This is a genomic window from Isoptericola maris (assembly GCF_048065335.1).
Taxonomy (GTDB): Bacteria; Actinomycetota; Actinomycetes; order Actinomycetales; family Cellulomonadaceae; genus Isoptericola; species Isoptericola rhizosphaerae.
In genome coordinates, this window is record NZ_JBLUNY010000001.1 from 526488 (window position 1) to 551716 (window position 25229).

The 25229-nt window shown below is 71.6% G+C and carries 28 protein-coding genes; 16 read left to right on the forward strand and 12 right to left on the reverse strand.

Features of this window, described 5'->3' with window-relative positions; all coding sequences use genetic code 11:
* The first annotated feature begins 28 nt into the window (after positions 1 to 28).
* Both ACH5HR_RS02620 and ACH5HR_RS02625 read left to right on the forward strand, forming a co-directional pair.
* Positions 29 to 664, forward strand: coding sequence for a DUF3043 domain-containing protein (locus ACH5HR_RS02620; RefSeq protein WP_416476088.1), 636 nt, complete (start codon positions 29 to 31; stop codon positions 662 to 664).
* 75 nt (positions 665 to 739) lie between these two features.
* Entirely contained in the window at positions 740 to 1753 is a 1014-nt protein-coding gene (locus ACH5HR_RS02625) for an aldo/keto reductase family protein (protein ID WP_402371474.1), read from the forward strand.
* A gap of 97 nt (positions 1754 to 1850) precedes the next feature.
* Here the strand turns inward: ACH5HR_RS02625 and yczE are convergent, their stop codons facing one another.
* A complete protein-coding gene (gene yczE, locus ACH5HR_RS02630) occupies positions 1851 to 2663 on the reverse strand; it encodes a membrane protein YczE (protein ID WP_416476090.1) in 813 nt (270 codons plus the stop codon).
* 61 nt (positions 2664 to 2724) lie between these two features.
* Between yczE and yczR the strand changes: the two genes are divergently transcribed.
* A complete protein-coding gene (gene yczR / locus ACH5HR_RS02635) occupies positions 2725 to 4161 on the forward strand; it encodes a MocR-like transcription factor YczR (protein WP_416476092.1) in 1437 nt (478 codons plus the stop codon).
* A 22-nt stretch (positions 4162 to 4183) separates the two neighbouring features.
* Here the strand turns inward: yczR and ACH5HR_RS02640 are convergent, their stop codons facing one another.
* Genes ACH5HR_RS02640 through ACH5HR_RS02655 form a run of 4 tightly spaced genes read right to left on the reverse strand, consistent with a single transcriptional unit; the run spans position 4184 to position 6268 of the window.
* Positions 4184 to 4393, reverse strand: coding sequence for a hypothetical protein (locus ACH5HR_RS02640; RefSeq protein ID WP_402371470.1), 210 nt, complete (start codon positions 4391 to 4393; stop codon positions 4184 to 4186).
* Complete coding sequence (locus ACH5HR_RS02645; protein ID WP_416476093.1) at positions 4390 to 5469, reverse strand: quinone-dependent dihydroorotate dehydrogenase; 1080 nt, start codon at positions 5467 to 5469, stop codon at positions 4390 to 4392. The genes ACH5HR_RS02640 and ACH5HR_RS02645 overlap by 4 nt, the downstream gene beginning before the upstream one ends.
* Positions 5466 to 5912 (reverse strand): hypothetical protein, encoded by a 447-nt coding sequence (locus tag ACH5HR_RS02650; RefSeq protein WP_402371465.1) that lies wholly within the window; start codon positions 5910 to 5912, stop codon positions 5466 to 5468. Before ACH5HR_RS02650 ends, ACH5HR_RS02645 begins: the two co-directional genes overlap by 4 nt.
* Positions 5912 to 6268: a hypothetical protein gene (locus ACH5HR_RS02655; RefSeq protein ID WP_402371463.1), complete on the reverse strand. Its 357-nt coding sequence runs from the start codon at positions 6266 to 6268 to the stop codon at positions 5912 to 5914. Before ACH5HR_RS02655 ends, ACH5HR_RS02650 begins: the two co-directional genes overlap by 1 nt.
* 63 nt (positions 6269 to 6331) lie before the next feature.
* Between ACH5HR_RS02655 and ACH5HR_RS02660 the strand changes: the two genes are divergently transcribed.
* Complete coding sequence (locus tag ACH5HR_RS02660; RefSeq protein ID WP_402371461.1) at positions 6332 to 7837, forward strand: leucyl aminopeptidase; 1506 nt, start codon at positions 6332 to 6334, stop codon at positions 7835 to 7837.
* 62 nt (positions 7838 to 7899) lie between these two features.
* Here the strand turns inward: ACH5HR_RS02660 and ACH5HR_RS02665 are convergent, their stop codons facing one another.
* Positions 7900 to 8265: an oxidoreductase gene (locus ACH5HR_RS02665; protein WP_416476095.1), complete on the reverse strand. Its 366-nt coding sequence runs from the start codon at positions 8263 to 8265 to the stop codon at positions 7900 to 7902.
* Positions 8266 to 8539: 274 nt separating this feature from the next.
* Between ACH5HR_RS02665 and sucB the strand changes: the two genes are divergently transcribed.
* Together sucB and ACH5HR_RS02675 are read left to right on the forward strand one after the other, a co-directional pair.
* A complete protein-coding gene (gene sucB, locus ACH5HR_RS02670; protein ID WP_402371457.1) occupies positions 8540 to 10324 on the forward strand; it encodes a 2-oxoglutarate dehydrogenase, E2 component, dihydrolipoamide succinyltransferase in 1785 nt (594 codons plus the stop codon).
* Positions 10325 to 10416: 92 nt separating this feature from the next.
* Positions 10417 to 11196, forward strand: coding sequence for an alpha/beta fold hydrolase (locus ACH5HR_RS02675; protein ID WP_416476097.1), 780 nt, complete (start codon positions 10417 to 10419; stop codon positions 11194 to 11196).
* A gap of 22 nt (positions 11197 to 11218) precedes the next feature.
* Here ACH5HR_RS02675 and ACH5HR_RS02680 read toward each other — a convergent pair whose 3' ends face one another.
* Genes ACH5HR_RS02680 through ACH5HR_RS02690 form a run of 3 tightly spaced genes read right to left on the reverse strand, consistent with a single transcriptional unit; the run spans position 11219 to position 16033 of the window.
* Positions 11219 to 12547 carry a hypothetical protein gene (locus ACH5HR_RS02680; protein ID WP_416476099.1) on the reverse strand — a complete coding sequence of 443 codons (1329 nt, stop codon included), beginning with the start codon at positions 12545 to 12547 and terminating at the stop codon, positions 11219 to 11221.
* Between the two features lie 56 nt (positions 12548 to 12603).
* Positions 12604 to 13710, reverse strand: a complete 1107-nt coding sequence (locus ACH5HR_RS02685) for a Gfo/Idh/MocA family protein (protein WP_402371450.1) — start codon at positions 13708 to 13710, stop codon at positions 12604 to 12606.
* 37 nt (positions 13711 to 13747) lie between these two features.
* The gene (locus tag ACH5HR_RS02690) at positions 13748 to 16033 is read right to left on the reverse strand and encodes an MMPL family transporter (RefSeq protein WP_402371447.1); all 2286 of its coding nucleotides are present in this window, start codon (positions 16031 to 16033) and stop codon (positions 13748 to 13750) included.
* A 36-nt stretch (positions 16034 to 16069) separates the two neighbouring features.
* Between ACH5HR_RS02690 and ACH5HR_RS02695 the strand changes: the two genes are divergently transcribed.
* From ACH5HR_RS02695 to ACH5HR_RS02710, 4 genes are read left to right on the forward strand one after another with little or no spacing between them, the layout of a single operon-like run.
* A complete protein-coding gene (locus ACH5HR_RS02695) occupies positions 16070 to 16528 on the forward strand; it encodes a MarR family winged helix-turn-helix transcriptional regulator (RefSeq protein WP_402371445.1) in 459 nt (152 codons plus the stop codon).
* Between the two features lie 9 nt (positions 16529 to 16537).
* The gene (lipB, locus tag ACH5HR_RS02700) at positions 16538 to 17230 is read left to right on the forward strand and encodes a lipoyl(octanoyl) transferase LipB (RefSeq protein WP_402371442.1); all 693 of its coding nucleotides are present in this window, start codon (positions 16538 to 16540) and stop codon (positions 17228 to 17230) included.
* 26 nt (positions 17231 to 17256) lie between these two features.
* The gene (lipA, locus tag ACH5HR_RS02705; protein ID WP_402371440.1) at positions 17257 to 18267 is read left to right on the forward strand and encodes a lipoyl synthase; all 1011 of its coding nucleotides are present in this window, start codon (positions 17257 to 17259) and stop codon (positions 18265 to 18267) included.
* Positions 18268 to 18278: 11 nt separating this feature from the next.
* Positions 18279 to 19013, forward strand: coding sequence for a DUF4191 domain-containing protein (locus ACH5HR_RS02710; protein ID WP_402371437.1), 735 nt, complete (start codon positions 18279 to 18281; stop codon positions 19011 to 19013).
* Between the two features lie 46 nt (positions 19014 to 19059).
* Here ACH5HR_RS02710 and ACH5HR_RS02715 read toward each other — a convergent pair whose 3' ends face one another.
* Complete coding sequence (locus ACH5HR_RS02715) at positions 19060 to 19506, reverse strand: RDD family protein (protein WP_402371434.1); 447 nt, start codon at positions 19504 to 19506, stop codon at positions 19060 to 19062.
* Positions 19507 to 19640: 134 nt separating this feature from the next.
* Here ACH5HR_RS02715 and glnA point away from each other — a divergent pair, with 134 nt between their 5' ends.
* Positions 19641 to 21065, forward strand: coding sequence for a type I glutamate--ammonia ligase (gene glnA, locus ACH5HR_RS02720; protein ID WP_402371432.1), 1425 nt, complete (start codon positions 19641 to 19643; stop codon positions 21063 to 21065).
* Between the two features lie 30 nt (positions 21066 to 21095).
* Here the strand turns inward: glnA and ACH5HR_RS02725 are convergent, their stop codons facing one another.
* Positions 21096 to 22184 carry a site-specific integrase gene (locus tag ACH5HR_RS02725; RefSeq protein WP_416476102.1) on the reverse strand — a complete coding sequence of 363 codons (1089 nt, stop codon included), beginning with the start codon at positions 22182 to 22184 and terminating at the stop codon, positions 21096 to 21098.
* 3 nt (positions 22185 to 22187) lie between these two features.
* Positions 22188 to 22844, reverse strand: a complete 657-nt coding sequence (locus ACH5HR_RS02730; RefSeq protein ID WP_416476104.1) for a helix-turn-helix domain-containing protein — start codon at positions 22842 to 22844, stop codon at positions 22188 to 22190.
* A gap of 98 nt (positions 22845 to 22942) precedes the next feature.
* Between ACH5HR_RS02730 and ACH5HR_RS02735 the strand changes: the two genes are divergently transcribed.
* From ACH5HR_RS02735 to ACH5HR_RS02755, 5 genes are read left to right on the forward strand one after another with little or no spacing between them, the layout of a single operon-like run.
* Positions 22943 to 23137 (forward strand): helix-turn-helix transcriptional regulator, encoded by a 195-nt coding sequence (locus ACH5HR_RS02735; RefSeq protein WP_416476105.1) that lies wholly within the window; start codon positions 22943 to 22945, stop codon positions 23135 to 23137.
* Positions 23134 to 23547: a hypothetical protein gene (locus ACH5HR_RS02740; protein WP_416476107.1), complete on the forward strand. Its 414-nt coding sequence runs from the start codon at positions 23134 to 23136 to the stop codon at positions 23545 to 23547. Before ACH5HR_RS02735 ends, ACH5HR_RS02740 begins: the two co-directional genes overlap by 4 nt.
* Positions 23548 to 23601: 54 nt before the next feature.
* Positions 23602 to 24396, forward strand: coding sequence for a helix-turn-helix domain-containing protein (locus ACH5HR_RS02745; RefSeq protein WP_416476109.1), 795 nt, complete (start codon positions 23602 to 23604; stop codon positions 24394 to 24396).
* The gene (locus ACH5HR_RS02750; protein WP_416476111.1) at positions 24393 to 24815 is read left to right on the forward strand and encodes a hypothetical protein; all 423 of its coding nucleotides are present in this window, start codon (positions 24393 to 24395) and stop codon (positions 24813 to 24815) included. Before ACH5HR_RS02745 ends, ACH5HR_RS02750 begins: the two co-directional genes overlap by 4 nt.
* Positions 24816 to 24829: 14 nt before the next feature.
* Positions 24830 to 25024 (forward strand): hypothetical protein, encoded by a 195-nt coding sequence (locus tag ACH5HR_RS02755; protein WP_416476112.1) that lies wholly within the window; start codon positions 24830 to 24832, stop codon positions 25022 to 25024.
* The last annotated feature ends 205 nt before the right edge of the window (positions 25025 to 25229 follow it).

Here is a 25229-nt window from a genome sequence, read left to right on the forward strand (position 1 = left end):
GGGCCTCCCGCTCGACTACCCTGGACCCGTGATCTTCCGCAAGCCTGACACCGCCGACTCCGCTGCCACCGGCTCGGCCGACAGCCCGTCCACCGAGGACCCCGCGATCACACGAGTGGGCAAGGGCCGACCGACCCCCAAGCGCCGCGAGGCTGCGGCGAAGAACCAGCGCCCCCTGGTCCCGAACGACCGCAAGGCCGCGCGCAAGGTGAACAAGGACAAGATGCGCGAGGAGCGCAACCGCGAGTACAAGGCGATGCAGACCGGCGACGAGCGGTACATGCCGGTCCGGGACAAGGGCCCCGTCCGCCGCTACATCCGCGACCACGTCGACGCGCGGTGGAACCTCGGCGAGTTCTTCCTGCCCGTCGCGTTCCTCTTCATCTTCCTCAACCTGCTGGTGATGCAGAGCCCGACGCTCGGCGCACTCGTCCTCCTCGGCCTGTACGCGGTCGTGTTCATCACCCTGATCGACGCCGTCATCATGTGGCAGCGCCTCAAGCGCAGGCTGCGGGACAAGTTCGGCACGGTGGGCGCCGACGGCACGAAGACGTACGACGTGCCGCGCGGAACGATGATGTACGCGGTGATGCGCGCCTTCCAGCTCCGACGGTCCCGTCTGCCCAAGCCGATGCACAAGAAGCACGGCGTCTGGCCGGAGTAGGACCTCCGGGTGTCGTGCCGAACGGGTCCGACACCAGGGTCGAATCGATCCGATCCTCCGGCGTAGGCTGACGGCATGGTCAACTATCGGTACCTCGGACACAGCGGTCTCAAGATCACCGAGATCACCTACGGCAACTGGCTCACCCACGGCTCCCAGGTGGAGAACGACGTCGCCACGCAGTGCGTGCACGCTGCTCTCGACGCCGGGATCACCTCGTTCGACACCGCGGACGTCTACGCGAACACCAAGGCGGAGTCCGTCCTCGGGGAGGCGCTGAAGGGCCAGCGTCGCGAGTCGCTCGAGATCTTCACCAAGGTCTACTGGCCCACGGGCCCCGGCGGCCCCAACGACACCGGGCTGTCGCGCAAGCACGTCATGGAGTCCATCGACGGCTCGCTGCGACGGCTCGGCACCGACTACGTCGACCTGTACCAGGCGCACCGGTACGACGTCGAGACGCCGCTCGAGGAGACGATGCAGGCATTCGCCGACATCGTCCGCCAGGGCAAGGCGCTCTACATCGGCGTCTCCGAGTGGACGGCCGACCAGATCCGCGCGGGCGCCGAGCTCGCGAAGGACCTCGGCTTCCAGCTGATCTCCTCCCAGCCGCAGTACTCGATGCTGTGGCGGGTGATCGAGGACGAGGTCGTCCCCGCCTCCCAGGAGAAGGGCCTGTCCCAGATCGTGTGGTCGCCGATGGCCCAGGGCGTCCTCTCCGGCAAGTACGTGCCGGGCCAGGAGCTGCCCGCCGGGTCTCGCGCCACCGACGAGAAGGGCGGCGCGAAGATGATCCAGCGGTTCATGCGTGACGACGTCCTCGAGCGCGTCCAGGGCCTGAGGTCCGTGGCCGACGAGCTCGACCTGTCGATGGCACAGCTCGCCGTCGCCTGGGTGCTGCAGAACGACAACGTCGCCGCGGCACTCGTGGGCGCCTCGCGTCCCGAGCAGGTCGCGGAGAACGTCAAGGCCTCCGGCGTCGAGATCCCGGCCGAGCTCATGGCGAAGATCGACGACGTCCTGGGCGACGTCGTCGAGCGCGACCCGGCCAAGACCCTCGAGGGGATGCCGAAGGCGCGCGTCGCCTGACGCGCGTCACCTCCTCGTTCCGCGAGCGTCTCCGTGCGTCCCGTATCAGCGGCTGATACGGGACGCACGGAGACGCTCGCGGCGTCGGGAGGCCGCGTCAGGACGTGCGCGCGCCCTCGCCGAGCGTGTCCAGCGCACGGCCTATCTGGTCGGCCCGACGGCGCAGACGCACCGCAGGGTCCGACGGCGGCACGGACGGCACCCGCCGAGCCGTCGGGCGGACCGGACGCGACCGCGCCGCGAGACCGTCGGGGACGAGCCACCGCCATCGCGCCGCGGCCTGCACCACGAGACCGACCCCCAGCGCGAACCCGACCGTGGCCCAGCCGACCGTGCCACCGAGCAGCCAGCCGACCGCGACGACCGCCACCTCGATGCTCGTCTTGATCGACCGGACGGACCACCCGGTGCGCTCGACCAGCCCGGTCATCAGGCCGTCACGGGGACCCGGGCCCAGGCGGACGCCGACGTAGGCGGCGGTCGCGACACCGTTGAGGACGATCCCCCCGAGCGCGAGGACCACCTGCCCGAACAGCTCGGGCTGCGGCCAGACGGCCTCGAGCAGGAACAGGCTGGGCTCGATCGCCACGGCGATGATGACGATGTTCGCGACGGTCCCGACACCGGGACGCTGACGCAGCGGCACCCACGCTGCCAGGACGAGCACCGACGTCAGCGCGACCACGGCACCGAACGACCACCCCGTGGTGCGGACGACGCCCTGGTGCAGGACGTCCCACGGCATGCCGCCCTGCCCGGCGTGCAGGAGCATCGCCATCGAGAAGGCGAAGGCGACCAGCCCCAGCACCAGCTGCGCACCTCGGCGGAGCGGCCCGAGCGCACGAGCCGGCGCGGTCGCCGCGATCGAGGGCACGGCGGCCGCAGCGGTGGTGCTCGAGGTGTCGATCATGATGTTCACGATCGCCGCCATTGGCCTTGCATTCCATAGCCAATCGGAGAAGAGTGGCCGTATGAGCCTGGCCACACCGACCACCACGGCCGTCCGGAGCCTCTCCGCCCAGGCCGCGTCGAGGCTGCTGGGCGCGTGGCACACCACCGGTCCGGTCTACCTCGCCCTCTCCGACGCCCTGCGCTCCGCCGTCCTGGCAGGATCGCTCGCGCCCCTGACCCGGCTGCCCAGCGAGCGGGAGCTGGCCCGGGCGCTGAAGGTGTCGCGCACCACGACGTCCGCCGCGTACGGCCGGCTGCGTGAGCTCGGGTTCGCCACCAGCCAGGTCGGGTCCGGCACCGTGGCGATCCTCCCCCGTTCCGCCGGCCTGCCGATCAGACCCCAGACGCCGGCCGGGGACGGCCCGCTGCCCCCGCTCGTCGACGGCACCGGGCCGATCGAGATGTCCCAGGCGACGCCGTCGGCCCCCGACACCCTGCACGGCGCGTACCAGCGCGCCCTGGAGATGCTGCCCGCCTACCTGAGCACGGGCGGCTACGCCCACCTCGGCCTCGACGTGCTGCGCGAGGCCATCGCGGCCCGGTACAGGGCTCGCGGTGTGCCGACCACGCTGGACCAGATCCTCGTGACCACCGGTGCCCAGCAAGCCATCGCCTTGCTGGCCACGACGCTCGTCGGCCGCACCGAGCCGGTGGTGGTCGAGTCCCCCACCTACTACCACGCCATCGAGGCCCTGCAGCGGGCCGGCGCACGCGTCATCGGCGTGCCCGCCGGCGACGTCGAGACCCTGGCCTCGGCGGTGCACCGCACGCGAGCGCGGCTCGCCTATCTCGTGCCCGACTTCCACAACCCCACCGGCAGGACGCTCACGGCTGAGGAGCGCGACGCCGTCGTGCACCTGACCCACCGCTACGGCGTGACCGTGGTGGGCGACGAGACGCTCACCGACCTCGACCTCGAGGGCGGCACCGTGCCCGGCCCGTTCTGCGACGATGGCACGAACTCCCGTCTGGTGTCCGTGGGGTCGGCGTCCAAGTCGTTCTGGGGCGGGATACGGATCGGCTGGGTGCGCGCGACCCCGCAGCTCGTGCAGCGCCTGGCCCGGACCCGTCAGGCCTTCGACATCGCCGCACCCGTGCTCGAACAGCTCACCGTCGTCGAGCTCCTGGCACGCCGTGACGAGATCCTGCCGGCCCGGGTGGCCGAGCTGCGTCGACGCCGCGACCTGCTCGTGGGGCTGGTGCGCGACCGGTTCCCGCAGTGGGACGTCCCCGCACCTCCGGGCGGGCTCTGCCTCTGGACGGGGATCGGGCGGCCCGCCGCCCAGGCGCTCACGGCCGCGGCGGTCGCCGAGGGTCTACGGATCGGCGCCGGGCCGCAGTTCACGCCGGACAGCACCGCCCAGGACCGGATCCGGCTCATCTACGCCGGATCCCCCGAGACGCTCGTCGAAGCGGTCGAGCGGCTCGCGCGGGCCTGGCGGCGCGTCACGAGCTGAAGCGGCGCGCGGCGGGGACGCGTCAGGGGACGCGGAGCTCGATCGTCGGCGTCGCCTGCGTGCCGTCGTGCAGCAACGTCGCCGCCTCGGCCCCCGAGCCCGCAAGCTGGCGCCAGTGCTCTCCCAGCCACTGCTCGGCGTCGTACTGGGCGGTGAACACGGGGCTCAGGGACGGGTCGAGCCGGTGGCCGTCGTGGTCGGTCAGGGACCACTCCCACCGTGGTCGGATCACGCCACACGTCCAGCGCTCGCCGAGCCCGCCGACCGGGTCAACGCCCGGTTGAGCCGAGACGGCCACAGCGGGCCCTCGTACACGAACGACGTGTACCCCTGCACCAGGTCGGCCCCCGCGCGCAGGTAGGCACGCACGTCGTCCGTGCAGGTGACGCCGCCGACGCCGATCACCACGGGTTCCGGGCCGAGCCTCTCCCGCAGCCGCGCCACGACCTCCAGACCACGGGGCAGCAGCACCGGGCCGGACAGCCCACCGGGGCCGCGGTCGTGGCCGATGGTCGTGTTGACCGCCACGACGCCGTCCAGCCCGAGCTCGGCGGCGAGGTCGGCGACGGCGTCCACGTCGGCGTCCGCCAGGTCGGGAGCGATCTTCACCAGCAACGGCGTCCTGCGGACCCCGGCCGCCGACGTCGCCTCGTCGGCGGCGCCCCGTGCCGTCGCGAGGATCGGGCGCAGCTCCGCCGTCGTCTGCAGGTCCCGCAGGCCCGGCGTGTTGGGCGAGGAGACGTTCACCACGAGGTAGTCGGCGTGCGGCGCGAGCAGCCGCGCACATGCCGCGTAGTCCTGCGCGGCGTCCTCGGCGGGCGTGGTCTTGTTCTTGCCGATGTTGACGCCGACGACGGCGGCACGCCCTGCCGCGGTCGAGCGCAGCCGCCGCAGCCGCTCCGCCATCTCGAGCGCACCGTCGTTGTTGAAGCCCATGCGGTTGCGCACGCCGCGCACGTCGAGCTCGCGCCACATGCGCGGCCTGTCGTTGCCCGGCTGCGGGCGCGGCGTCACGGTGCCGACCTCGACGAACCCGAAACCGAGCATCGTCAGCCCACGCACGGCGCGCGCGTTCTTGTCGAACCCGCCCGCCAGCCCGAAGGGCGCCGGGATCGTGCGGCCGAGCACCTCGACGCTGCCCGGCCCGCCGGCGCCGCTGCCGAGGTACGGCGCGAGCGCGCCCTGCACCACGTCACGCAGCACCGGCACGCGCCCGGCCGTCTCGATCGCCCGGAACGCGAGCTCGTGCGCCCGTTCCGGGTCGAGGCGGCGCAGGACGCCGTGGAAGAGCAAGGTGTACGGGGTCATCGAGCCTCCGTCGGTTCGTCCGGGGCGGTCGCGGGTGCGTGCTGTCCTGGGCGAGTGTGCCAGAGCCACCAGAGACCGATGAAGGGCAGCACGAGCGGGACGTAGCCGTAGCCCTGGCCGAAGCCGGACCAGACGGTGGCCTCGACGAAGAGCTCCGGGACGACGGCGGACAACGCTCCGACCAGGACCACCCCCGACGCCTCGACGAGGACAGCACACCAGGCCACCGTGCGCCACCGGCCGCGGCCGCCACGGGCGAGCGCGACGGTCGCCACGACGTAGAGGGCCGCGGCGAGCAGCGACAGGAGGTAGGCCGCCGGTGCCTCGTCGAGCTTGGTCGCGACCTGGTACGCCGAGCGCCCCGTCGCCGCGAACGCCAGGATGCCGTAGACCGTCACGAGCAGCCGGCCGAACCCGCGCCCGGTCGCGGGCGCGGTGCCCATCAGGCTCCTCCCCAGATCAACCAGAGCCGCCACTGCAGGAACGCGACGGTCGACGCGGCGACGCAGAGCACCACCGACGACCACCGGGTGCGCTCGGCGAACGCCCACACGGCTGCGAGCGGCAGCAGCAGGGCGGCAGTGAGCAGGTAGCCCCAGAAGAGCACGCCGTCGACCTCGTGGCCGCGCGCCTGGAGGACGCCCGCGACGACCGCCTGGACGACCAGGACGGCCTCGACCGCGGCGGCGCCGAAGAGCTGGCGCAGGATCACGGCGCGGTCGCGGATCACGAACCACGCCGCCCAGCCCGCGAGCGCCACGCACAGCGCGACAGCGAGGACGTACAGGGGAAGAACCACGCCCGCAGACTACCGGCACCCACCCGGCGCACGGACGCTCGCGGCCGCGTTAACCTGGTCCGCGTGGCTGACCTCACCCTGACAGGCAAGAAACCCTCCACCATCACTGCCGACGCACTCGTCGTCGGGAGCTGCTCCACCTCCGACGGCGTGGCCGTCGTGGCGGACCAGCTCCCCGCCGGAGTCGTCGAGCAGATCGAGTCGCTGGCCCCTCGCCTGGGTCTGACCGGGGCGCTCGAAGAGGTGCGCACGGTCCCCGCGGGCGACGGCGTCGCTGCCGACGTGCTCGTCCTGACGGGACTCGGCGAGCGCCGGGCCGACGGCACCTTCGACCGCGAGACCCTGCGGATCGCTGCCGGCTCCGCCGTCCGGAGCCTCGCCGGCTCCGCCGACGCCGTGGTGGCGCTCCCCGCGGTCGACGAGGCCGAGCTCGGCGCCGTCGTCGAGGGCGCGCTCCTGGGCGCCTACGCCTACACCGCCTACCGGGACGAGAAGGCCGCCACCAGGCTGACGCCCGTCACCCGGCTGCAGGTGGCGACGAACCTGTCGCGCTCGGGCCGGGCCAAGACGGCCGTCCAGCGGGCCGAGGTGCTCGCCGCGGCGGTGCACGGCACGCGTGACCTCGTGAACGCTCCGCCGAACGACCTCTTCCCGGCGGCGTTCGCCGACGCGGCCAAGACCGCCGTCAAGGAGCTCGGCGCCAAGGGCGTCAAGGTCACCGTGCTCGACGACAAGCAGCTCGTCGCCGGAGGCTACGGCGGCATCGCCGGCGTCGGGCAGGGCTCGTCTCGCGGCCCTCGTCTGGTCAAGCTGACCTACACCCCGCCGAAGGCGACCGGCAAGGTCGCGATCGTCGGCAAGGGCATCACGTTCGACACCGGGGGCATCTCGCTCAAGCCGCCGGCCGGGATGCTCACCATGAAGTCGGACATGGCCGGTGCCGCTGCGGTGCTGCACACGGTCGTGGCCGCCGCCCGGCTCGGGCTCCCCGTCGCGGTGACCGGCTACCTGTGCCTCGCCGAGAACATGCCCAGCGCCACCGCTCAGCGCCCGTCCGACGTCGTCACGATGCGAGGCGGCAAGACGGTCGAGATCACGAACACCGACGCCGAGGGCCGCCTCGTCATGGCCGACGGCCTCGTCGCGGCCGTGGAGGACGGGCACGACGCCGTCCTGGACATCGCGACGCTGACGGGTGCGCAGATGGTGGCGCTCGGCAACCGGACCTCTGCCGTGATGGGCTCGGACGACGTGCGCGACGAGGTCAAGGTGGCGGCGGACGCCTCCGGCGAGTCGTTCTGGCCGATGCCGCTGCCGGCCGAGCTGAAGGCCGGCCTGAAGTCGAACACCGCCGACCTGGTCAACGCGGCGTCCGACCGTGCGGGCGGGATGCTGTTCGCCGGCCACTTCCTCGCCGAGTTCGTCGGGGACACCCCGTGGGCGCACCTCGACATCGCCGGCCCGTCGTACAACGAGAAGGCGCCGTTCGGCTACACGCCCGTCGGCGGCACGGGCGTCGGCGTGCGGACGCTGCTCGGCTTCCTGGAGGGTCGCGCCGGCACCGCCTGATCAACCACGGCCGCCCGGCCCGGCAGCGACCGTGCCGGGCGGCTGCTCGCTCGCCTCCGCCGTCAGGACGCGGCGGGGCCTCGTCGGCGGGCGGGGCGCCGCGCCGAGTTCCAGTCCCGCATCCGCTGTGGGTATCCCGTGAAGCGCACGTTGTAGACGGGCACACCGAGCGACCGGGCGACGTCGAAGCCCGTGCGCTCGTCAGGCACGCGGCGACGGGTCCACTCCCCCGTGGTCGCCACGAGCAGCACCGTGGCCGGGGTCTGCGCGTTCGGCGGTTCGACATAGGCCTCGACGCCCACCCGGGAACGCACGAACTCCTGCAGGTGCCCGACAGCAGCAGCACGTCCGCCACCGGACGGCGCGGCACTGGACGACGACGTGGCGGACCGCCCGAGCAGGCGGTCCATCGCGGACCTCAACGACATGTCGCGAGACTACCTCTGCTGACTGAGGGTGAGCACCGTCACCTCCGAGACGACGGCGAGGGTGCCGGATGACACGAAAGCGGCCGGTCCGCCGCAGATGTACCGAGCGTCACAGTTCCCGGAGGGCGGCCACGATTGGGGCCGGACCCCAGGAAGTGACAAGATGAGTCGCAGTGACCCAGGAACGCGGCAACCGGAGAGGTTTCGACCGGACACCGGTCGACCGGCCTCGGCACGTCGCCTGACCCACTGATCGAAGGAGACTCCACAGGTCATGTCTGAGAACGTGCAGCTGCCGGCACTCGGCGAGTCCGTCACCGAGGGCACCGTCACCCGCTGGCTCAAGGCGGTCGGCGACACCGTGGAGGTCGACGAGCCCTTGCTCGAGGTCTCCACCGACAAGGTCGACACCGAGATCCCCTCCCCCGTCGCAGGCGTGCTGGAGCAGATCCTCGCGGAGGAGGACGAGACCGTCGAGGTCGGCGCCACGCTGGCCGTCGTCGGTGACGGATCGGGCGGCGGCGACGCCGCGGCACCGGCCGAGTCCGCCCCGGAGCCCGCGGCCGAGGAGCCCGCCGAGCCCGAGGCCTCTCCCGAGAAGCCCGCCGAGCCCGAGCGTGAGCCCGCTGCCTCCGCCGAGGAGTCCGCGCAGGACTCCCCGCAGTCCGGTGGCGGTGAGGGCACCGAGGTGACCCTCCCGGCGCTGGGCGAGTCCGTCACCGAGGGCACGGTCACCCGCTGGCTCAAGGCCGTCGGCGACTCGGTCGAGGTGGACGAGGCCCTGCTCGAGGTCTCCACCGACAAGGTCGACACCGAGATCCCCTCCCCGGTGGCCGGCACGCTCCAGAAGATCGTGGTGGACGAGGACGAGACCGTCGAGGTGGGCGCGGTGCTCGCCCTCGTCGGTTCCGGCGCCGCCCCGGCGAAGCAGGCAGAGCCCGAGCCGGCGAAGGCCCCCGAGCCCGTCGGCGCACCCGAGCCCGCCCCGACGGAGAAGGCCGAGCCGGCCGCCGAGAAGCCCGCCCCCGCGGAGTCCCCGGCACCTGCCCCGGCCGCGTCGTCGCCTGCTCCGGCCCCCGCCGCCGAGAAGCCCGCACCGACGCCAGAGGCGCCGGCGGGCGGCAAGAGCTCCTACCTGACACCGCTCGTGCGCAAGCTCGCCGCGGAGAAGGGCGTGGACGTCTCCTCCGTCCAGGGCACCGGCGTCGGCGGTCGCGTCCGCAAGGAGGACGTCCTCGCCGCTGCGGAGAAGGCGGCCGCGCCCGCGGCGGCCCCGGCCGCGTCGGAGGCTCCGGCTCCCGCCCCGAAGAAGCCGTCGGTCCCCGAGGTCTCGCCGCTGCGCGGCACCACCGAGAAGATGTCGCGGCTGCGCAAGGTCGTCGCCGAGCGCATGCTCGAGGCGACGCAGACGCAGGCCCAGCTCACCACGGTGGTCGAGGTCGACGTCACCAAGGTGGCCAGGCTCCGGGCGCAGGCGAAGGCCGGCTTCAAGGCACGCGAGGGCGCCAACCTCACGTTCCTGCCGTTCTACACGCTCGCTGCGGTCGAGGCGCTCAAGGCGTTCCCGAAGATCAACGCCTCGATCGACACCGAGAAGGGCGAGATCACCTACCACAGCTCGGAGAACGTCGGCCTGGCCGTCGACACCGAGCGGGGCCTCATCGTCCCGGTGATCAAGAACGCGGGTGACCTGAACCTCGCGGGCATCGCCCGTCAGATCGGTGACCTCGCCGCTCGCACGCGGGCCAACAAGGTAGGCCCGGACGATCTGAGCGGTGCCACGTTCACGATCACGAACACCGGCTCCGGCGGGGCGCTCATCGACACGCCGATCGTGCCTGTCGGCCAGGTCGCCATCCTGGGCACCGGCACGATCACCAAGCGACCCGCCGTGGTGACCGGCCCCGACGGCGAGGAGAGCATCGCGATCCGCCAGTTCGCGCACATCTTCCTCTCCTACGACCACCGCCTGGTCGACGGCGCTGACGCCGCCCGCTTCCTCACCGCGATCAAGAACCGCATCGAGGAGGCCGCGTTCGAGTCGGAGGTCGGGCTCTGACCGACTGATCGATCACGCTGTGGGCGAGGACCTCTCGGAGGTCCTCGCCCACCGTGCTTCCCGGTGGGCCGCCGGCCGGATAGCCTGCCCCGATGGACATCCGGACGGAGGACGTCATCTTCCACTCCGTGGAGCACGGCGACGGCCGTCCGGTGCTGGTGCTCCACGGCGCCGGCGTCGACCATCGTGAGACCGAGGCCTGCTTCGAGCCGGCGCTCGAGGGGATCAGCGGGCTGCGCCGCGTCTATCCCGACCTCCCCGGGATGGGTCGCACGCCGGCTCCCGCCTCGCTGCGCGGGGCCGACGACGTCGTCGACACCCTGCTGGACCTCGCCGACGAGGTCTCCGGCGAGCAGGCATACCTTCTCGTCGGCCACTCGGCCGGCGCCTATCTGGCGCTGGGGATGGCGACCCGTCGCCCCGAGCGGGTCGCGGGCCTGGCGCTCGTCTGCCCGTTGCTGCCCGGCGTGCGCGACGTCCCGGAGCATCGCCCGGTCGTGGCGGCCGGCGACCTCGGGGACGAGCAGTTCCGGGACTACTTCGTGGTCCAGACGCCGCAGATGCTCGAGCGGTACGAACGCCACGTGCTGCCGGGCGCCGCAGTCGTCGACGAGACAGCCATGGAGCGGATCGGCGCGAGCTGGGCCCTCGCGGACGCGTCGGCGCCGCCCTACCCCGGACCGACCGCTGTAGTGGCGGGACATCGCGACTCGACCGTCGGTCACGCCGCCGCCACCGAGCTCGCCGGCCGCTGCCCGTGCGCCTCGCTCACCGTCGTCGAGGACGCCGGGCACGCCCTGCCCCACGAGAAGCCGGACCTCCTGCGCGCGCTCCTCACCGACTGGGTGCAGCGCGTCGAGCGGACCGGCTGATCGCATTGCGGGCGGCCACCGCTCAGAGGACGTCGGTCGCGCGCCAGCCGTCGGGCGTCCAGGCCAGCACGAGGGTCGCGGTCTGCGGGTCCCCCGCCGCCACCTGCACCGAGCTCCCGTCCTGCGCCACCTGCTCGTACGGCCCGACCACGTACTCCACCACCACCTCCGCGGTGCCCTCGGCAGTCCTTCGCTCCTCCCGCGTCGACGTGACGGTGAGCTCGGCACCGGTCACCGTCGTCCCCGACCGCTCCGCCCGCTCCACGAACTCCGTGTCGGCCTCGTAGGCGGCCGACCCGGGCCGGGAGACCTCCTCCACGGAGCGCTCCCCCGACACGAGCGCGGCACGCCGACGCGTCAGCTCCGCCGCCGCACCCTCCGGATCCGTTCGGTCGAGCGTCAGGTCCTCGTCCGCGGCCCTCGCGTCGGCCTCGGTACGCGCCACCGGCGACTCCGGGCCGCCGCTCTCCAGGCCGCCCGACGCCTGGGCCGGAGGCCCGTCCGGTCCGGCGACCTGCAGCCCGACACCGACCAGCGCCCCCACGACCACGATCACCCCGACGGCGGCGAGCCCGGCCCGCCACACCCATGACGCACCGGGCCGGTTCACGTCAGCACCGGACCTCCGCCGGGACCGCAGGTCCGACCGGCGGCGGGTCGTGGGCACGGCGCCTGTCCGTGGTCGGCGTGCCCGTCGGTGCCGGGCGCCGCGGTCCGGCTCGCCCGTCCGCTCGGGACCGCGCCCCCGTCCCAGCGCGGCGGCCGCGAGCACCGCGGGCTCCGGCAGGCGCACGGGCCCCACGACCACGGCGTCGTCGACACCCGCCGCCAGGGTGCCCGCCTCCGGCCGGACGCGCGGGTCGCCCGCGAGCGCCGGAGCCAGGGCGGCACGGAGCGCCACGGTCGCGTCGGTGGGGATCGGGTCCACCAACGAGTCGACGAGGAGCGCGAGGCCGTGGACGTCGTCGGCCTCGGTGACCGTCCCGTCGAGGCCCGCGAGCCGGGGGCGGAGGCGGGGCAGACCGTCGAGGGCGACGACGACGTCGGCCGCGACCGGTGGCCCGTGCACGACTCCCGCGCTGTGCAGCGCCGCCAGTCCCTGCGCGACGGCGACGGCGATGCCGGCTGCCTCGGACGCGTCGCACCGACCGCGCACGGCGAGCACGGTCGGCAGGTCGGTCGCGGTCCCGGCGCCGCGCGGGACCCGGAGCGTCCCGTCAGGGCTCGTCGCAGCGGCACCGACCGGCTCGACGCAGGGATGGTCGACGGTGGCGAGGAGCCGGAGCCGCTCCAGGAGCGCGGTCCGGGCGGCGGCGTCGGCGGGGACGGTCAGGACGTCGTCGGTCTGCACACCCCCATGGAACACCGTCCAGGCACCGCTCCGCTCCGGTCGTCCACAGGCACGGCTCAGAGCGCGATCTGGCGACCTTCCCGTGCGGACGTGCGTGCCGCGTCGAGCACCTCGGTGGTCCGGACCGCGTCGGCCGGGTCGACGGGTGCGGGCGCGTCACCCGCGAGCCACGGGGCCAGCGCCCGGTAGAAGTCGGCGTGCGTCCCCGGGCCGACCGGCACGGGCTCGCGGTCGCGCCCGCGGGTGAGCCAGCCGTGCGTGCCGCCCGGGGCGTCGTCGTCGAACCGCTCGAGCGGCGAGGCATCCTGCTCGAACGTCGTGACGAGGTAGGCACCGCCGGTCCCGAGGACCCGCGTGCGCGGACCCGGCGCTCCGACGACCGAGCCCGCCCACAGCCGGGAGACGACGGCGTGCGGGCTCGCGGCGAGCCCGCCTCGCGGCTCGTGCGCCAGGACCAGGAAGACGTCGTCCTCCGTCGGGGTGGTCAGCGCCCGGGTCTGCGCCCACACGCTGGTGACGCGGCCGAAGAGCTGGGTGGCGGAGTCCACGAGGTGTGGGCCCAGGTCGAGCAGCAGCCCTCCGCCGGCGGTGTCGTTCTCCTTCCACCGCTTGCGCGGCACGGGGCGCCAGCGTTCCCAGCGGCGCTCGAACGTGTGCACGTCGCCGAGCTCGCCGCGACCGACCAGGGCGGCCAGCGTGCGCTGCTCCGGGTCCCACCGGCGGTTGTGGAACACGGTGAAGGGCGTCCCGGTCGCGTCGGCCTCCGTGACGACGGCGCGGGCCTCGTGCACGTCGACGCCGATCGGCTTGTCGAGCACGAACGGGATGCCCGCGCGGGCGAGCGCGGCCGCGTGCTCGGCGTGCAGCGCCGTCGGGCTCGCCACGACGACGAGGTCGTAGCGTGCACGCAGCTCGATCAGCTCGGCCAGGTCGCCGAGCAGGCGCGCCCCGGGCCAGTCTCCGGCCGCCTGGTTGCGGCGGCCGGAGTCCCGGGTCAGCACGGCCGTGACGGTGTGGCCCGCCTCGGCCGCGAGCCGGCCGTGGATCTCCCGCCCGGCTCCCCCGTACCCGATGATCGCCAGCCGCAGCGGCGGGTAGTCGGCGGGCGAGACGCCGTCGCCGTCCGCGTCCGCCGTCACCGTCGTGTCCTCGTGATCCACCATGGGGTCCATGGTGCCCGACGGCGACGCATCCAGCCGGTCAGCGCGCCGTGTGCCGGGCCAGCCGCGCCGGCCACCACGCCCGGTCGCCGATGTCGTGCACCAGGGCGGGCACGAGCAGGCTGCGCACCACGAGCGTGTCCACGAGCACGCCGAACGCCACGATGAAGGCGAGCTGCGCCAGGAACAGCAGGGGGATCACGCCGAGCGCCGCGAAGGTGGCCGCGAGGACCACACCGGCGGAGGTGATCACCGACCCGGTGACGGCCAGCCCACGCAGCACGCCCTGCCGTGTCCCGACACGCAGACTCTCCTCACGGACCCGGGTCATGAGGAAGATCGAGTAGTCGACACCCAGCGCCACGAGGAAGCAGAAGGCGTAGAGCGGCACCGACGGGTCCGCGCCCGGGAAGTCGAAGACGTGGTTGAACAGCACCGCCGCGACCCCGAGCGCCGCGCCGAACGACAGCACGTTGGCGGCCATCAGCAGCACGGCCGCCAGGACGGAGCGGAGCAGGAGCATGAGGATGACCAGGACCACCACGAGCACGACCGGCACGATGACCCGCAGGTCCCGCTGGCCCGCCGCCTGCGTGTCGAGACGCTCCGCCGCGGCCCCGCCCACGAGCGCTTCGGGAGAGACGTCGTGGACGGTGTCGCGCAGGGCGGAGACGGTCTCCACGGCGTCCTGACTGTCGGACGGCGCCGACGTCGTCACGTCGACGCGGACCCGGCCGTCGACGACGGCCGGGTCGCCCTGGGGCGGGGCGCCGGGTGCGGGAGCGGGATCGTCGGTGACGGGAACCGCCGCGGCGACGCCGTCGGTGCCCTCGGCCGCCTCGACCACGGCGTCCAGGTCGTCGGCCGGCGCGACGACGATGGTCGGCTGGGCGGACACGTCGTCGAAGTGCCGGGTCAGCGCCTCCTCGCCGTCGACCGAGTCGACCTGTGTCAGGAACACCTCGGACTCCCCGGTGCCCTCCGCGTCGAGCGTCGGCACGAACGCCGCACCGGCGGCGAGCACCAGGGCGGTGACGATCCACACGCGCCGGTCGTGCCGCCCGACGAAGCGGGCGACGCGCGACCACACGCCGTGGCCGGCGACGGCGACCTGCGTGTCGTCGTCGACCGCCTCGGCCGCTGCCACGGTGGCGGGTCGCTCGTCGGTGGCGTCCTGGTCGCCCGTCGTGCTCCCGGTGGCGTGCGGCACGCGCGGCCAGAAGACCCAGCGGGCGCGACGTCCGCCCACGAGCAGCAGCGCCGGCAGGAGCGTGAACGCCGAGAGGAACGCCGCGACGATGCCGATCGCGGCGACGGGGCCGAGGCTCCGGTTGGAGGACAGGTCGGACAGCAGCAGGCAGAGCAGGCCGGCGACGACGGTTCCCGCGCTGGCGGCGATCGGCTCGACCGAGGCGCGCACGGCACGACGCAGTGCGGTGTACGGCGAGGGGGTGCCGAGCAGCTCCTCGCGGTAGCGCGCGACCACGAGCAACGCGTAGTCGACCGAGGCCCCGACGACGAGGATCGACAAGATCCCCTGGGACTGGCCGTTCAGGGTCAGGATGTCGTCCGCCGCCAGGTGGTAGACGACCAGGCCGGCGAGGGACAGGGCCAGGACGGCGTTGAAGATCACCACGAACGGCAGCACCGGCGAGCGATACACGAGGGCGAGGATCACCAGGACGGCGCCCAGGGCGACGATCAGCAGCACGGTGTCGATCGCGCCGAAGGCGGCGACGAGGTCGGCGACGAACCCCGCGGGTCCGGTCACCCACGACTCCAGCCCGGAGCCGGCGAGCCCGCCGTCGGCGACGTCGGCGGCCGACAGGTCGCGCAGCGCGTCGATCGCCAGCTCGGAGACGCTGGACTCCTCGCTCCCCACGTCCTCCTGGGCGAGGGCGGCGTCCAGCGAGACGACCACCAGGGCAGCCTCGCCGTCCTCGGACGGGACGACGACGGGATCGGCGATGCTGGCGTCGCCGACCGTGGCCGGCTCGTCGCCGCTGGTGCCCTCCAGCGCCGCGTCGGGTGCGGCGTCCGCGAACGCCTGGACCTCGGCGAGCTGTTCCTCGGTGATCTGCGCACCGTCGGCCGTCTCAGCGACGACCAGGGCCGGCAGGGACTCGTCGTCGGTGAACTGGGACGCGAGCTCGGCGGCCTCGGTGGACTCCGCGTTCGCCGGCAGGAACGCTCCGGCGTCGTTGGTCTGGACGCTGCTGAGCTGTCCCTGCGCCTGGCCGCCGAACGCGCCGACGGCCAGCCACACACCGATGGCTGCCAGAATGACCAGACCTCGGACGACGCCCGTCCACCTATTGCTCAGCATGTTGAGTATTGTTGGCCCGGAGGAGGCACCAGGCAAGTGAGGGACCCGACGAGCACCGAACCGGCCGACTGGCCCACCGGTCGGCTGCTGTTCACCGTCGTGCGCCGCATCGAGCACGAGTGGAACGAGCACCTCGCCCGGTGGGAGCTGAACCACGCCGGGTTCCCCGTCCTGCTGCACCTCGCCGGCGGGTCGCGCACCCAGCGCGAGCTGGCCCGCGTCTCCGGCGTCACCGAGCAGACCATGAGCAAGGTCGTGGCCCGGCTCGAGCGGTCCGGCTACGTCACCCGCACGACGGACCCGCACGACCGCCGTCGTCGGATGGTCACGGTGACCGACGCCGGCCTGACGGCGGCGCGCGAGGCCGCCCGCGTGCAGCCGGCGGAGGACCTCGCGCTGCAGGGCCTCGACGAGCACCAGGCACGCGCGCTGCGCGACCTGCTCGTGACGATGGTGCGGGCGCAGCGCGCGGGTGAGCCGGACCCCGAGGAGTAACCTGCCCGCATGGACGTCGTCACGCTTCCCGGCCGCACGGACTACCGCGAGGCCTGGGACCTGCAGCGCCGCACGCACGAGGCCGTGCAGGCCGGTGCGCCCGGAGTGACGTTCCTGCTCGAGCACGAGGACGTCTACACCGCCGGGCGCCGCACCCGCCGCGACGAGTACCCCACCGACGGCACCGACGTGGTGGACGTCGACCGAGGCGGCAAGATCACCTGGCACGGCCCCGGGCAGATCGTCGCGTACCCGATCGTCGCCCTCCGCTCCCCCGTCGACGTCGTGCAGTACATCCGGACCCTCGAGTCCGCCGTGATGGACGTCTGCGCCACGCTCGGGCTGGAGACCGCCCGCGTCGAGGGGCGCTCGGGCGTCTGGTTCCCGGCCGACGGCGCGACGTCGCGACGCGAGCGCAAGGTGAGCGCCGTCGGGGCCCGCGTCGCCAGAGGAGTGACGATGCACGGCCTGTCCCTGAACTGCGACCCGGACCTGTCGGCCTTCGACACGATCGTGCCGTGCGGGATCGACGACGCCGACGTCACCTCCCTGTCCGCCGAGGTCGGCCGACGCGTGACGGTCGACGAGATCCGCCCGGTCCTGGCATCGTCGCTGGTCGAGCGCCTGGCACCTCTGGTGACGGAACTCACGACCACCGAGCAAGACATCCGACCCGCCTCCACGAGAGCCGCCGTAGGCTGAGTGCCGTCTACGAAGGGACCGACGTCGTGACCATCGCACCTGAGGGCCGCCGCATGCTGCGGGTCGAGGCCCGCAACGCCTCCACACCCATCGAGAAGAAGCCCGAGTGGATCAAGACCCGCGCGGTCATGGGTCCCGAGTACAAAGAGCTCAAGGGGCTCGTCAAGGGCGGTGGTCTGCACACCGTCTGCGAGGAGGCGGGCTGTCCCAACATCTTCGAGTGCTGGGAGGACCGGGAGGCCACGTTCCTCATCGGTGGCGACCAGTGCACCCGGCGGTGCGACTTCTGCCAGATCGACACCGGCAAGCCGGCCGACTTCGACGCGGACGAGCCGCGACGCGTCGCCGAGTCGGTCCGCGAGATGGGCCTGAAGTACTCGACGATCACGGGTGTCGCCCGCGACGACCTGGCCGACGGCGGGGCATGGCTCTACGCCGAGACCGTCCGGCAGATCCACGCACTCAATCCGGGCACCGGCGTCGAGCTCCTCATCCCGGACTTCAACGCGATCCCGGAGCTCCTCGACGAGGTGAACGACTCCCGCCCCGAGGTGCTCGCGCACAACGTGGAGACCGTGCCGCGCATCTTCAAGCAGATCCGGCCCGCGTTCCGTTACGAGCGGTCGCTGTCCGTACTGACCCGAGCCCGCGAGGCCGGTCTCGTGACCAAGTCGAACCTGATCCTCGGCATGGGCGAGACGATCGACGAGGTCAAGCAGGCGCTGGAAGACCTGCACGCCGCCGGCTGCGACCTCATCACGATCACCCAGTACCTGCGCCCCTCGCTGCGGCACCACCCCGTCGACCGCTGGGTCCGTCCCGAGGAGTTCGTCGAGCTGAGCGAGCACGCCGAGGCGGTCGGGTTCCTCGGCGTCATGGCCGGGCCGCTGGTCCGCTCCTCCTACCGGGCCGGGCGCCTGTGGGGACAGGCCATGACCAAGCGGGGTCGGGCCGTGCCGGAGGCCCTCGCCCACCTCACCGAGCCGACGACCGCCCGCCAGGAAGCCGCGAGCCTCGTGGCCGCCCGGGCCCAGTAGACTCAGCGACCATGGCCCGCACCAAGTCCGGCGCCGGCGACTCCGCCGACGCGCCCACGAAGAAGCAGAAGAAGCCCAAGAAGCAGCGGTGGTACCACCAGGTATGGGCCGCCTACAAGATGACGAGGCGGCAGGACCCGCTCGTCACCTGGATCATGCTCGCGGTCTTCTGCGGCATCCTCGCGCTCGCGCTGCTGATCGGGTTCCTCACCGGCCACCCGGTCTACGCGACCGTGATCGGTCTCCCGTTCTCCCTCCTGGGAGCCATGTTCGTCCTCACCCGCAAGGCTGAGCGCGCGGCGTACACCCAGATCGAGGGGCAGCCGGGCGCCGTGCGCGCCGCGCTCGGCACGGTGCGCGGCGGCTGGAGCTTCGAGGACGAGCCGGTGGCGGTCAACCGCCACCAGGACCTCGTGTTCCGCGGCATCGGCCGGCCGGGCGTCGTCCTGGTCTCCGAGGGCCCGTCGCACCGCGTCCGACGCATGCTCGACGACGAGCGCAAGCGCACGGCCCGCGTCCTGCCGAACGTCCCGATCACCACGCTGCAGGTCGGCACCGAGGACGAGCAGATCCGCCTGCCCAAGGTGGCCCGCAAGGTGCAGCGGATGAAGAAGACGCTCACGCGCGCCGAGGCGGCCGAGGTCGGCAAGCGCCTCAAGGCGCTCGGTGGTGTCCGCCTCCCGGTCCCCAAGGGTGTCGACCCGATGAAGGCCCGCCCGGACCGCAAGGGCATGCGCGGACGCTGAGCTCCCGGGGGCAGGGCCCGACGGGCTCACGAAGCGGCCGGCACGGTCATCGACGCACGATGACGGTGCCGGCCGCTCTGTCGTGCAGGCCACGGCCGTCGGCGTCCCACACGACGGCGGGGATCACCAGGCAGATCAGCAGCGTGCGGACGGCGGCCCGACCGAAACCCACGAGGTGGGGCCCGGCGACACCGAGGCGCCGCACGCGCAGGCCCAGCAGACGGTGCCCGATCGTCGATCCGACGGACCCGACCAGCACGAGGTTCATGACGGCGAAGACGGCCAGCGTGGCGCCGGCGTCGTAGGCGAAGAAGCCGTAGCTGATGCCGCTGGCGACCGCCCAGTCGACGCACAGCGCGACCACCCGGCGGCCCAGGGGGGCTCGGGAACCGGAGCCGGAGGCCGGCAGACCCAGCCGGTCAGAGCCCCGCGTCTCATCAGTCGGGACGCTTCCGCCGCTCAACCAGGAACCAAGATCGCCTCGTGACGCCATGTGATCAGCGTACGCGGGGCAACGGGAAGGTTACGTAACACCACCGAAACACTCGCGCTATGCAAGGGTAACTCTGCGGCCCTAGCGTCAAGGGCGCCGAGCGACCTGGCACCGTCTCACCAAGGAGAGCCTGCATGTTCACCAATGCCGAGGAGGCAATCGCCTTCACCCGCAACGAGGGGGTGGAGTTCATCGACGTCCGGTTCATCGACCTGCCGGGCGTGATGCAGCACTTCAACATCCCCGTCGGGCAGTTCGACGAGGACTCCTTCAGCGAGGGCCTGATGTTCGACGGCTCCTCGATCCGAGGCTTCCAGGCGATCCACGAGTCGGACATGAAGCTGGTCCCGGACGTCACCACGGCGTACCTCGACCCGTTCCGCAAGCGCAAGACCCTCATCATGAACTTCTCGATCGTGGACCCGTTCACGGACGAGCCCTACGGTCGCGACCCCCGCACGATCGCCGCCAAGGCCGAGGCGTACCTGCGCTCGACCGGCATCGCGGACACCGCGTTCTTCGCCCCCGAGGCCGAGTTCTACATCTTCGACGACGTCCGCTTCGCGACGTCGGCGAACTCCAGCTTCTACCAGATCGACTCCGTCGAGGCCGCGTGGAACACCGGTCGTGAGGAGGAGGGTGGCAACCTCGGGTACAAGACCCGCTACAAGGGTGGCTACTTCCCCGTCCCGCCGAACGACCAGTTCGCGGACCTGCGTGACGAGATCTGCGCCGCGCTGGCCCAGGTCGGTCTCGACGTCGAGCGCGCGCACCACGAGGTGGGCACCGCAGGCCAGCAGGAGATCAACTACAAGTTCAACACCCTGCTGCACTCCGCCGACGACCTGATGAAGTTCAAGTACGTCGTCAAGAACGTCGCCTGGCAGGCCGGCAAGTCCGTGACCTTCATGCCGAAGCCCATCTTCGGCGACAACGGCTCGGGCATGCACTCCCACCAGTCGCTGTGGCTGAACGGCGAGCCGCTGTTCTACGACGAGAAGGGCTACGGCGGACTGTCCGACACGGCCCGCTGGTACATCGGCGGCCTGCTCAAGCACGCGCCGTCGCTGCTGGCGTTCACCAACCCGTCGGCCAACTCGTACCACCGTCTGGTGCCCGGCTACGAGGCCCCGGTCAACCTGGTGTACTCGGCCCGCAACCGCTCCGCGTGCATCCGCATCCCGGTCACCGGCAACTCGCCGAAGGCCAAGCGCGTCGAGTTCCGCGTGCCGGACCCGTCGGCCAACCCGTACCTGGCGTTCGCCGCGCAGCTCCTCGCGGGCCTCGACGGCATCAAGAACCGCATCGAGCCGCCGGCACCCGTCGACAAGGACCTCTACGAGCTCCCGCCCGAGGAGCACGCGGAGATCGCCCAGGTCCCCGCCTCCCTCGGCGAAGCCCTCGACAACCTCGAGGCCGACCACGACTTCCTCACCGAGGGCGACGTCTTCTCCGAGGACCTCATCGCCGCATGGATCGACTACAAGCGGACCCACGAGATCGACCCGATCCGTCTGCGCCCGCACCCGCACGAGTTCGAGCTCTACTACGACATCTGATCCTTGGATGCCGTCTGACCTGCACGGACGCTAGCCGCGGCTAGGCTCAGTCCGCACAGAGTCCGCAGGAGAAGCCATCCGTGCCGCCAGCACACCAGCAACGGCGGCGCGGGTGGCTTCTTCCGTGTCCGGCCACAAGTGCGCGTAGGTGTCCAGCGTCGTCTTCGCGGACGCATGACGTAGACGTGCCTGCACGACCTTGACGTCAGCCCCGGCCGAGATGAGCAGCGAGGCAAAGAAATGCCTCAAATCGTGAAAACGGAACTCGTCGGGCAGGTCCGCAGCCGTCCGCGCGTCGCGTACCGCGCGGGTGATCTGCCACGGCCCCACCTGGTCCCCGAACGGGTCCGTGAGCAACGTCGAGTCCGACGGGTGCGCCTTCAAGTGCGCGGACAGCTCGAGCGTCAGCTCACGCGGGATCGGGATGGGGCGCTTGCTCTCATCCGTCTTCAACGGCTGGTCCGGGTACTGCACCGCCGGGGCGATGACGCCCCGCATGAAGTCGACATCCGCCACCCGCAGCCCGCACACCTCAGCCGTCCTCAGACCGGCGAACGCACCCAGGAGCACCGCAGCCCGCAACCGGGCCGGCATCGCGTCGTGGAGCTTCCACACCTGGGCCGTCGTGGCGATGAACGCCCGCTGCCCCGCCGCCTTCGGAGACGTGCGACGTGAGCACGGCGACCGCGCGATGAGCCCATCATGGACAGCGTCGGTCATGATCTGCGCAAGGCGCGCATGCAGCGCGTACACGTAGGACGGCGCGACGTCGTCAGCCGCCAATGACGCCACCCATGAGCGCACGTCGGACGACCTGAGCCCTTGCAGCCGATGACCACCCAAGCCCGCCTTGATCTTGGCGACATGGGTCCGGGCCTGGCGCACCGTCGACACCTTGTTGACCGCGTAGCCCTCGAGCCACCGGTCGCACCACTCCCCCACGGTCACCCTCGCCTTCGACGGGTCGTTGTAGGTGCCCGTGACGATGGACGCCGTGACCTCAGCCAGCCACGCCCTAGCGTCTGTGCTCCGCTTGAAGTGCCGCGCGTGCTCCTTGCCCGCAGCGTCGCGGTAGCGGGCGCGCCACACCCCGTCGGCGCGCTTCTTGATGCTGGCCATGACTCACGCCATCGTCAAGGGATAGCCGAACGGCGGACGCTCGGGCTTGCCATGGTGCTCATAGGTGCCCTCTTGCACCTCGACCAGGTGGGACTCGTCGAACAGTTCGGAAACCAGGGCGTCGGCAATGGCCTGCATCTGCTCGATGGTCGCACCATCGATGCGCTCCACGACTTCGACATGTTCCGAGTCCCGGCTGGCAGCGTACTCGGCCACTCTCCGACGGACGTAGTCCGGGTAGGCGTCGACCGTGGTGTGGGCCTGTCCCAGCTCGGCCAAGTCCTCCCACTTGAACGCCTTGGCGTAGTTCACCACCGAGTGAATCCGGTCCAGGGCTGTCACCAGGCTGCGCCGTGCTGCCATCAGATTCCTATGTGCATCCATCTGCATGTCTTGCATGCGGTGCCGCTCGTCTTCGAGCAGGTCGTACACGCTGGCCTCGAGTGCAGTCGCCATCATGTCGAGTTGTGCGACCCGCAACGAGCGGGACCCGTTCTCGATGCGGGTGAGGGCCGTCGTGTCCATCTTCCATCCGGCCGAGCGCAACCGCTCCGCCAGCTCCTTCTGGGTGAGCCCTCGCTCCTCGCGGATCTGCCGCACGTTCCTGCCAACGCGCTCGTCGGTCGTCTGGGTCCGAGGGTCCTCGATGTCGTCTGTCATGACGAGCAGACTACATGTTCTTGACAGCAGCCGTCGAGTGGTACAGGATTTGTTAGTAGCGACAGAACGACTGCCGCCGCGAACAGATGGAGTACAGCATGAAAGACCTGATGCGGGTGGAGGAGGTCTCCGAGGAGATCGGCACGCCCGTCGGCACGCTGGCCTACTGGCGCCACGTCGGCAGCGGTCCGCGTTGGGCGAAGCTCGGCCGTCGAGTGGTCTACCGCCGCCGGGATCTCGAGGCGTGGATCGACAACGCCTTTGAGGCCACCGAGCACAAGGCGACCGCATGACGGCCGCAACGACGAAGGGCCGCCCCGCAGCAACGGGACGACCCTTCCAGACCGAGAGCCGCAGCAACGGCTACCCAGTTGAAGTACCCACGAGGGAGTACGACGTGTTCCAGAACCAGTCTACCTACGCCAGGGCCGAGTTGCGGTCCACCACCGGCACTGCGCCCATCACCTTCCAGCGCACCGACGGTAACGGCGTGCTGATCCAGCTCGAGGACGGCTCCACGCAGCTCTACGACCGGCGAGACCTGTTCGTCGTCGCGCTGGGCCTGTTTGCCGATGACGGCGTCACGACCGCCGAGGACCAGATCCTCGCTGCCGTCGCGCTGGGACGGAAGCCCTCCGAGATGCTGCCCGACACGTTGCGCGTCACGTGGACCGGCGGGCCGGACGCTCGCCACGTCGGTTGATCACCCGAGTCAGAGCCGAGACTCGGACGACAACTACAGACGGAGGGAGTCGAGATGGAGCAGTACACACGGGTACCAAACCGGGTGCTTCTTGACCCCTCCCTCTCGCCGACGGCTAAGACCGTCTACGCCGCACTGGCCAGTCACGTCAGCAACGGCGGTACGACCTGCTGGCCGGGCGGGGCGACGCTGGCCAAGGAGGCCGGTGTCAGTCGCCGGTCGGTGACGAACGCCCTCGCGGCACTCAAGGCGGCGGGACTCGTGACCTGGACGACCCGGACCCGAGACGGCAGCTTCGAGAAGGACTCGAACCTCTACACGCTGCCGCTTCAGGGTGCGCTGGGTAAGGCAGCAGATGCCGCACCTATGGCACGAGGTGCCGTACCTACGGCAGGAGATGCCCTAGGGGTAGGGCACGAGGTGCCTGAGGGTATGGCACGAGGTGCCCAGGAACTAGATGAAGTTAACAAGACTCATCTGAACCAGACGAAGGAACCAGACCGTGCCCTCGGGGCCGTCACGTTCGAGGACTTCTGGGCCGCGTACCCCGTCAAGGCCAGCTACAGGACCGCTCGTGTCTCCTGGCGACAGGCCGTAGAGAAGACCAGCCCTGACGTCATCCTCGAGGCCGCTCGTCGGCACGCAGCGGACCCGAACCGGGTCGAGCGGTACACGAGAAACCCGCACAGGTGGCTGGACGAAGAGGGCTGGCAGGACGGCCCTTCACGCTCCCGAGACCACGAACGTCCCAGCACGGACAGACAGGCCGACATCCTTCGCCGCGAGATGGCAGCGGCCGTGCAGCGCGAGGAGCAGCAAGGGTTGCTTCAGATCGGAGAAGTCGCATGAACCAGATCGAGACCACGACCATCATCACGGTTCTCAACCGCGCCGGACTCGTCGGAGCCCTCGAGGGCCAGTCGGCCGTCTGGGCTGAGGCGCTGGACGATGTCCGCTTCGAGGATGGTCGAGAGGCCACGCGTCAGCTCGTCAGGACGCGTACCAGCGACGAGCGGTGGGTCACCCCTGGCGACATCCGAGCCCTGGCCAAGAAGGTGCGACTGGACCGCTACAACAGCCTGCCGTTCCGCCTCCAGAACCCGGAGCTCCCGCCGCCGATCTCGGGCGACTGGCACCCCCGCGACGAGATCACCTTCACCCGCACCTACCGAGACGCAGTGCTGGACGGCAAGACCCCTGACGACGCCTATGCGGACGCCTGCCGCGCTGCCCAGGTGCCCGTCTCCCCGCTCATCGAAGCCGCATGAACCAGGAGACCACCATGGCTACCGACTACAACGACCCCGCCGCCCTCCTCCTCGAGGGTGCCCGCTCCCGCCTCGCCCACCGACTGCGCCGACTGAGCTACCGAGCGCACGACTTCGACCGGGAGGCCATCGACGACATGCACGCCAAGCTCGACGCCTTCCGGTCCGAGCAGCACGTACGCCTGACCGCCGAGAGGTCGGAGGCCTGATGGTCTGGCGTCCATGCATCGAGTGCGGCGAGCCGTCGTCCGAGAGTCGCTGTGGCGAGCACCGGCTGCCTGAGCAGCCCAAGCCGTCGCGGGTCGCGCGTGGCTACGACGCGGCATGGCAGCAGCTCAGCAAGCGTGCCCGCCGCTGGCAGCAGTTCTGCTCCGACTGCGGGACGACCGACGACCTGACCGCTGACCACACGCC